The sequence below is a fragment of the Edaphobacter sp. genome (assembly GCF_035532915.1).
Lineage (GTDB): Bacteria > Acidobacteriota > Terriglobia > Terriglobales > Acidobacteriaceae > Edaphobacter.
Window position 1 is genome coordinate 23419 of the sequence record NZ_DATKQC010000084.1, and the last position, 8300, is coordinate 31718.

Consider the following 8300-nt stretch of genomic DNA (forward strand, 5'->3'; position numbering starts at 1 on the left):
GCCGCTAGGCGGCAGTTGTCTCCACCAGGGTCTCCCTCTGGCGACACGCCTTTTCGAATTCCTGGAAGGATGGACGGACATGTTCGGGAACCGCCCGCCGGGCGACCTCCACTGCCAGGCTAGGGGGCATGCCCTTTAAATACGAAAGCATCGTCACGCGTAAAACGTGGTAGTACGCATGCTCCTCGTCGATCATTTTGGTGACCATCGATGCCAAGGGGCCTACAACTCCATAGCAGAGCAGGATTCCCAGGAAGGTCCCCACAAGCGCCGCCGCGACTTTGCGGCCAATCTCTTCCGGGGGGCCGCCCAACGCGCTCATCGTAATCACGACTCCGAGCACTGCCGCGACAATCCCCATGCCCGGTAAGGCGTCCGCCATGGTCGCAAGAGCATGTGCAGGCTCGCTCGCCGATGCATGATGAACCTCCATATCCAGTTCCATCATCTGGTCGAGATCGAAGGGAGTCGCCCCGCCGGTGATCGCCATGCGCATGGTGTCGCATACAAAATCCCGCGCATGCTGGTGCTTGAGAAACTCCGGGAACTTCGACAATACCGGGCTCTTTTCGGGCTCTTCAATATCGGATTCAAGATCGATGAGGCCACCTTTGCGTGCTTTGTTAAATAGCAGAAGCATCATCTTCAGGGAATCCAGATAGCGCGCTTTCGAATAACCCTGACCTTTGACCACCCGCACCACGCTGCTCACGATCTTCTTCAGCACGTGGAGAGGGTTGCCGGCGATCAGTGTCCCCAACGCGGCGCCCCCGATGATGAGGAGTTCGGAAGGCTGCACTAGAACCAGCACCGGCCCCTTTTCCATCAGGAACCCGCACAACACCGCGCCGAAAACAACCAGAATGCCGACGATGGCAAACATCTTCTACTCTTCCTCCGCGGGATGTGCTTCGTATCCTTTTTGCGGACACTGTCCCTGACAGGTCAAGAATGGTTAATCAACCCACTATCGGCATACGGCTGTCGTCTTTTCATGGGCAAGGCCCCGAGAGAGGCATGCCGAGGAAATGCAGCCGCGGCTTATCATGCTCCGCGCGCCTATCCTGAAAACCGCTGGACGGGGGCTTCGTTGCTTGGGGGAGGGCTTGGTATGGATCGCGCGAAGGCCCGGAGCCGGCATGCCCTCCCATCGGCATCTCAGGAGACCGGCTCTATATCCGGTCGATTCCGGCGAACCAACCTAGATACGGGTCTCTCTGACTCTCTCTGGCGAACGGAATTCGGAAGCAGCTCGATGCCTTCTTGTCATGCACGATGGCATAGCGAAAGAGGGGCATTTCTGTTGCAGATTGAGGTTCGGCTCGGCAGTTCCGATTCGGCCCTCTTGTTGACCTGCATGGCGACGGCCCAGCCGCGCCGGGCGGCACCTGCAAGTATTCCGGCCATGATAAATACCATGCCCGCGATAATTGACGTGGCCATGGTGAACCGTGGTTCGGCGACTTCCCAATCCGTACTTTGGCGACGCGCCCGGCGAGCGCCAATTCGAGGACTTTCCCGCCCGGTTGTTCCGCCAGCACGGCTGGCGTGTAAAGATCGATCTCTCCTTCGCTGACAAGCACGGGGGCTTCTGGATCAACGCCGAACAGCAACCCGATGCCGAGAAACTGAATCTGTTCGAGTTCGCCACCCTAGTATTAGGGCGGAACTCGCGATCGCCGAGTACCCCACCCGACTCGTGGCAGATATGCCAAACGGGGCAGGGGAGGCCACATCTCTCAGCTTTGAATCCCGGTCCTGTTTCTATGCATATTCCTCATGTAGAAATCCCTGCAGTTGGATCGTTCTAAGAAGCACTATTACGGACCGCGCGCGGATCGGCTGGAAAACGGCGATGATCTGGCCCAGTTGCTGCTGAGCTTCGCAGGCGAGCTGGATCGCAAGCCGATCAACCCGGACGATGTTCCACCTCATTGCGAGCCGGAAGCGGAACTCCGGCGGGTGAAGCGGCGCAAGGGGCGGCGCCAAGTGGCCGACTTCGAAAACCTTCCCGTTACCAAAAGCGTGTACGAGTTGATTGCGGAACAGCGAGTCTGTCCCTGCCGCGGTGTTCCGCGCAAGGAGATCGGCCCCGATGAGAGCTGGCAGGTGGAGTACTTTCCCGGCCACTTCGAGCGCATCCGACAATGTGCGCAAGAAGTATGCCTGCCCGGCCTGCGAGATCAACGGGAACAGCCCGCAGATGAAAACCGCAGCCAAGCCGGAAGCTGCGATCGAAAAAGGCAGGGCCGGCCCTGGCCTGCTGGCGTTTATCGTCACCAGCAAGTTCTCCGATTACCTGCCTCTTTAAAGGTTGGAGGACATCTTCGCCCGGCAGGGCTTCGACATCTCGCGGGCCACGCAATCGGCGTGGTGCGGCGATGTAGCCGATCTGGTTGAGCCGTTGCATGGGCTGATGGCGGAGCGGGTGCGCGCTTCACATGTGGTGGCTACCGATGACACCCATCATGCCCATGCTCAACACGGGCAAAACATCGAATGCGCGGATGGCAGTATGCTCACTTTCGACTTTCTGTTCCCGATTCACCCACTACAAAGCCGGAAGCGCCTCATATTTCAATTGAAAAAAGGGCCTCGCATCCAAGCGAGGTGAAGCAGAGCCGCCCGACCTGCGCGGCGCGAGGGTGAGTTCCAGAGAGAGGAGCAGGCCGCGATATCACAGGGATAACTGGAGTTCCGCCATTACGACTCTCTCGGTATGAAGATTAGGGTTCGTATTCCTTACTTTCTGAAAGGTTGTGTATTCGTAATTGCATACCCATTTGGCGTGGGTGTTGAGAAGCCAGTTCAACCCCACGGCGGACTCGCGCGCGCCCTTCGCGGAGGATTTGGGATCGGCGAAGTTCGGGAATGCAATCTCATCCATGACCACGTCGCTATGACGGAGCGCCAACTCCCAGGCTCCCCAATGTCGTCCACCGTCGCCCGGCACGAACGGGTGTGCCGGCCGAAACCCTTCGAATTTGTTTCTGTCGCCGGTAAGCATAATGGAAGCAGCAATGTTCCATCCGCGGTTGGAAATATATCGCCGGTTCTTATTTGCAGACAGGGTTTCTCCCGACAGGATGTACTCAGCCATGAGTCCCAGGGGGCCTGAGAAGTAGGTCGCCTGGGGAGCCCATCGCCGGTGCTGGCCGTCAACGAGCGAACTGGAGGAATAGCGGAAGAACGTCTCCTGCCCGATGGAGCTGAATTTCGGCGGCGAGCCGTGATTGAACCCGGATGAAGCCGCAATTCCAACTCCGAGGGGCCGGGGGGCATCGTGCTTTCCGGCGAAGGGTTCATAGAGAACCCGCGCCACGCCTTCCTTCGAGCCGGTCCATTCAAAATTGGCGTTAGAGCCGTCTTCTGTTCCACTGAAGAATCCCAAAGCGTAGTGGATCGAACTATCCTGGAGGGAGCCGGCTAACTGAACACCAAGATCGCGAACGGGGGCCAAACCGGAGGCTGTGGAACGTTCGACAAAGGTCATATCGCGGTCTGCGCGCAATACCTCAAGGCCAATCGGGGTCTTGAATTTTCCTACTTCCAGAGTTGCAGCCGGGCCGAATGCATAATCGACGAATACTTCCTGGATTACGCTCTTTCCCTCCCCAAAATCAGGCATAAAGCGGAATTCCAGCCGATTGGCAAGGACCCCTTCCACCAAAGGCCGAACCCGACGGAAGAGCAGCACGGCCCTGGAGCAGTTTTTCATGTCGGTCCCGAAAAGGCGACCGTCCGCCTGGAAGTATCCATGAATTCTCAGTTCGCTAGAGCCGCTCTGATTGGCAAACTGCAAGCCATTCCAGTCGAGCTTATGGCTCGATTGAAGGTCGGTCGAGGTTCCTCCCTCGTCGTTCAGCCCGGCAAGATAGGCGGTGGGATGTTGGCCGCCCAGACGTGGGGGGGCGGAAATCGCGAGCATGACGATCGCGATCGCAATTTGATGGAACCGGGGTGGAAACGCAATCATTGGTAAAACCTCATTCGCAAACAGGATCGCTGAACCGATGGTGCATCTCATTTGCGATGGAGCGTTTCGGTTTCCTTTTCTTCAGAGGTCGCCGCCTGAACTTCCTCAACTGCGCCCTGGACTTCATCAACTCCCTCTGCATGGGCGTGTCGCCGACGCCGAACGAGCTGTGTGCTGCAAAGATCGGTAGCAAAGCCGGCAAGCAGGGCGATGAGAACCGCTCCAGCGCCGTAAACCCAAGGAGATCCGAATGCCAGTTGCTGCACGCGAGACGGGAATCCCGTTTCAGCGACCTGGAGATTGGCCATGGACTTGGCGATCACCTTGCTGTGAGAGCAGGCGTAAACCTCCACTTTGTAGTTTCCTGGAGGGAATTTGGCCGGCCATTGCACATCCGCGAGATACTTTGCAGCGCCCCCGGGAAGTAGCACGATTTTCACAGAATGGGCCTGCATACTATAGGCGCCTTCCGCTTTCTTGAGCCTGAGGAAGTCCGACTCAATTTGCCCTCGATATGCTGCGTCGGGTTGGGAATCCTGGATCCCGGTTTGCCGCCCTTTGTCGGTCAGATTGCACTTGCAACGGCATAAACAGCGGATGTGGTGCTGAATTGCGGTTTCATCGAGAACGCTTCTATCTATTTCCTGCCGGCTCAGCATTTCCTGAAGAGTACCAGAACTGTAACTGAGGAAAATGGATGGAGCATGTTGGATGTGAATACGGTCGGAATTAAGCCAGAGGATGCCGTATCGGCTCTTGCGATTGAAAAACTCGTCCTGTTCGTTGCCGCGAATGATGACGGCTACTTCTGTACCCGCCGGAGCCGTTCCCTCAATGTGCAACTGGGCGCCACTGTAGAACGAGCCCATGGAGATGCTTTGCGGGACCAGCGTGGGCGGAGCCATCTGGGCGGCACAAACGCCGGGCGAAATGGCGGTCAGAATCGCCAGACCCTGCATCGTTCTGGAGACATTCCGAAAGTGGAGCCTGCGAGGCCGAGGGTTCGTCTTCATAAGCCAACGACCTTTTCCTGCCGCGCGGGCGGAGAATCCGTTTGCAGCGAGTAATTGCCTTCGAGAAACGCTTGCGCGCAGGATCTTGCGACCGCGGTATCTGTCATATACATATCCAACTGGCTGCAAGAAGCCATGAGACGGCCGAGGATGTCGAGGTTCGACTCGGTTTCTTTGGCAGGCGCCTTTTTGAACCAGGCGTTGACGAGGTCTCCGCGGCGGTCGACGATGAAGCCGTAATGCGAGAGACATTGTTCAATGAAGCTGGCGCGCAGATTCCGCCGCAGGCGGGTGGCGCCCCCTCCGGCGAAGCGAAAGGCGATGTAGTTATTGCTGGGAACGTCGGACACGCAAGCGTCCACTAGAGTGAAATGGTAAGCAAGACGCGAATTGAGGTTCATGTATTCGCTGGCGACCATGAGGTAGCTTCGCTCGCCGAGCGCGCGGATCGGTCCGGAGGAACTGAGCGAGCTAGCCATTACCGAGGCAATATCGCCGAAGGTGGGCTCCAGATCGCGTGTCCATTTCACGCCGGGATGGGTGACCCCCCGCCACAGTGCCTGGAAGGGGCGGGATACGATATCGGACGGCCGCACGTCACGGGTGGGGAGATTACCGGCAATGCCTCCGCCGAGATCCAGCACATGCATGTTGATGGGCGCTGCTGTCATCAGGCGTCTGGCAGCTGGTGAACCGAGCTCAATCTCACGATCGCTCAACAGGAACATGGCTTCGATTGCCTTCTCATGGCAATAGCGAAGGACATCGTGCGCAGAGCGGCAGCCCGCAGGCCGGAAACTGAGCGCAGAGGGATCGAGAAGGTGCAGAGTGAGGACCTTGTCTTCGATGGGATCAGTTGAGGCTTCGCGATAGCGCTCGCGCAGGGGAGCTTCTCTGTTGCGCGACGGCCAGGCCGCCCCTCGAAAGACCCGCGGCTGGATAGCATCCAGGCTGACCTCTTCGCCTTCACGGATGGTTTCAAATGCCCCGGTTAGCTGGAACACCGAAGGAATCGCAAATTCCCGAAGCAGGGAGGCGGCGTGACCGGTGGCATTGCCCAGTTCCGCAACCAATCCAGAGATTCGGGGAAAGACCTCGACAATTTCCGGAGAAGCTTTGCGCAGAAAGACGATGGCCCCTGGCGGCGTGCCAGGGAGGGCCTTGATCTCCGGGACAAGGTGGGCTGGTCCTGAAACCCGGCCGGGATGAATGGTTCGCCCGCCGGAGAGGACGGGAACAAGGGGGATCGCGGATTTGGAATGAGAGGCCGCATGATCTGCCAGCGCGAGCGAACGCGATTGAACAATCCAAAGCCGGCCGTGCGGGTCGCGAACCCACTCGATATCCTGCGGAGATCCGAAGTGCTTTTCGATTCGGACTCCCCATTTGGCAAGGCAATGCAAGTCATCTGAGGTCAGGCTCGGTCTGGACGCAGCCTCGTCGCTGGTGGGCTGTCGATGGATTCCGCCGCCTTTTCGTAACGAGACCTGCTCCGCCTTGTGAGCCAGGGTTTGCTCCCGGATTTCATAAGGAGCTTTACGGGAGACGACAAACAAATCCGCTCCCGAACTCCCACTTGCGATATCGGTAGCAAGTCCGCGAGTCGCTGTGATCCACAGCCGGTCGCTTTTGGGATTGGCCGGATCGCGAGTGTACATGATGCCCGAACTCGTGGCCGAAACCGTGGGCATGCAGAGCACCGCGATGGGACAGTCCACATCGGGTATTCCCGCGGAAAGGCGGTACGACAGCGCCCTGGCGCGGAATCTTCCGGCTACCACTTCGCGGTATGCATCGATCACGCCATCCAGGGGAACGTTGAGGAGGCTCGCGAATTGCCCGGCAAAGGTCCTGGCGCCGCCTTCGCCGACCGCACTGGAACGTACTGCGAGGCCGGCATCCGCCGAGAGAACCGTACGTGCGCGCTCCGTCAGAGCCACTTCTATCACGCGCGGCATCTCGAGATCCTGAACCAGACTGACCAGCCGAGCGGAGGTTTCCTCCAGCGTGGCGAGGTCATTCAAGTCGAGATAACGAGTGAGGTCTCGAACCTGCTTCCATATTTGTGAGCAGCAAAACTTACGGTAAGCCTCGGCGGTGATCACGAAGCCGTTAGGGACCGGGAGCATCAAGCGGTTGCGTATCTCACCGAGCGCCGCAGCCTTGCCGCCGACTTCGCGCTCGTCCCGCTGATCCACTTCGGACAACCATCGAGCAACCGGTGGACTTGGCAGCTCGTCCCGTTTTGCGATCTCCTTTGCCACCTCAGCGTGAAGGCAGCGGACCTTTTCGGCAAAACGGTCGTAGTTCCGATCCGCAAGCCTGGCAAGTTCTGCGATCCCCTGGTTCAACTTGTCGAAGACGAGGGAAACGCGGTCGCCCAAAACGTCTTGGCCGGGGGCCGCGTATTGCAAGTCCTCCTGGACACCGGCGAGGATTTCGAGACACTCATTATTGAGCGAGAGGAGTTTCCGAAAGCTCGCATACCTGGAGCGCACGACTTTCTCGAGCCCATCGGATGCCCGAGAATTTCTGCGCCACCACATGCTCATTGGCCCCACCCCTTGCCACGTTCGCCCGGAAACAGCGCTGGCGATCAGCTCGCCGCCCTGGTAAGAAAATTCGCCGGTTCCAGGAGCAGCGCGATCGCCATCTTCACAGTTGTGGCCAGCACCACGCTGGCGAGGACGATCCTGAGCTGCTCTCCGCGCAACACGCGAGACAGACGCGCCCCGATCTGCGCACCGACGGTGGAACCGACCGCCACGAGAATCGCCAATACAATGTCGACGGTAAAGTTGGTAGCCGCCTGCATCAGGGTTATGCCGGCGCAAGTGAAGACAATCTGAAACAGGTCTGTTCCGACAGCGACATGCATCGGCATTCGCAGCAGGTAAACCATCATCGGGACCATGATGAAACCGCCGCCCACTCCCATGACTGCGGCCAGGATCCCGACCAATGCGCAGAGGAGGAACGGAACAAAGACGGCATGACTGACATTGGACCGGGGAAAGTTCATCTGCAAGGGAAGCTTGCTTAAGAACGGAACCCGGCGGACCGGATGGGACTGCCTGGGTGGCATGGCGCCGCGTCGCAAGGTCTGGAGACTCTCCAGGAACATAAATGTCCCCACGCTGCCCAGGACCACGACGTAGGTGATGATGATAACGAGGTCGGCATTGCCGAGGGCGCGCAGGGCTTTGATGACGCGAACGCCAATGGCCGCACCGGCGAGACCTCCCAGGAGCAGGATTGTGCCGAGCTTCAGATCCACGTGACCGAGACGAAAATGGGCCGCGGTGGCGGAC

General features: G+C 58.7%; 7 protein-coding genes. 1 reads left to right on the forward strand and 6 read right to left on the reverse strand.

All coding sequences use genetic code 11. The features are described from left to right. Positions 1–4 precede the first annotated feature (4 nt). Together motA and VMU57_RS04415 are read right to left on the reverse strand one after the other, a co-directional pair. Positions 5–883 (reverse strand): flagellar motor stator protein MotA, encoded by an 879-nt coding sequence (gene motA / locus VMU57_RS04410; RefSeq protein ID WP_325381188.1) that lies wholly within the window; start codon positions 881–883, stop codon positions 5–7. Positions 884–1764: 881 nt separating this feature from the next. Beyond that, positions 1765–2286, reverse strand: a complete 522-nt coding sequence (locus VMU57_RS04415; protein WP_325381190.1) for a hypothetical protein — start codon at positions 2284–2286, stop codon at positions 1765–1767. 28 nt (positions 2287–2314) lie between these two features. Between VMU57_RS04415 and VMU57_RS04420 the strand changes: the two genes are divergently transcribed. Further along, a complete protein-coding gene (locus VMU57_RS04420) occupies positions 2315–2614 on the forward strand; it encodes an IS66 family transposase (RefSeq protein ID WP_325381192.1) in 300 nt (99 codons plus the stop codon). A gap of 63 nt (positions 2615–2677) precedes the next feature. Here VMU57_RS04420 and VMU57_RS04425 read toward each other — a convergent pair whose 3' ends face one another. The 4 genes from VMU57_RS04425 to VMU57_RS04440 form a co-directional block, all read right to left on the reverse strand. Next, positions 2678–3976, reverse strand: a complete 1299-nt coding sequence (locus VMU57_RS04425) for an OprO/OprP family phosphate-selective porin (RefSeq protein ID WP_325381194.1) — start codon at positions 3974–3976, stop codon at positions 2678–2680. Positions 3977–4023: 47 nt separating this feature from the next. Then, positions 4024–4935, reverse strand: coding sequence for a TIGR02186 family protein (locus VMU57_RS04430; protein ID WP_325381196.1), 912 nt, complete (start codon positions 4933–4935; stop codon positions 4024–4026). Between the two features lie 50 nt (positions 4936–4985). Beyond that, on the reverse strand, positions 4986–7487 hold the full coding sequence (locus VMU57_RS04435) for a PEP/pyruvate-binding domain-containing protein (RefSeq protein ID WP_325381198.1): 2502 nt from the start codon (positions 7485–7487) through the stop codon (positions 4986–4988). A 98-nt stretch (positions 7488–7585) separates the two neighbouring features. After that, on the reverse strand, positions 7586–8300 hold a 715-nt coding region (locus VMU57_RS04440), incomplete at its 5' end, for a sulfite exporter TauE/SafE family protein (protein ID WP_325381200.1).

Excerpts from the sequence above, each read along its gene's own strand:
- VMU57_RS04430 (WP_325381196.1), bottom strand. The coding sequence starts at position 4,935 with ATGCAGGGTCTGGCGATTCTGACCGCCATTTCGCCCGGCGTTTGTGCC.
- VMU57_RS04425 (WP_325381194.1), bottom strand. The coding sequence starts at position 3,976 with ATGATTGCGTTTCCACCCCGGTTCCATCAAATTGCGATCGCGATCGTC.
- motA (WP_325381188.1), bottom strand. The coding sequence starts at position 883 with ATGTTTGCCATCGTCGGCATTCTGGTTGTTTTCGGCGCGGTGTTGTGC.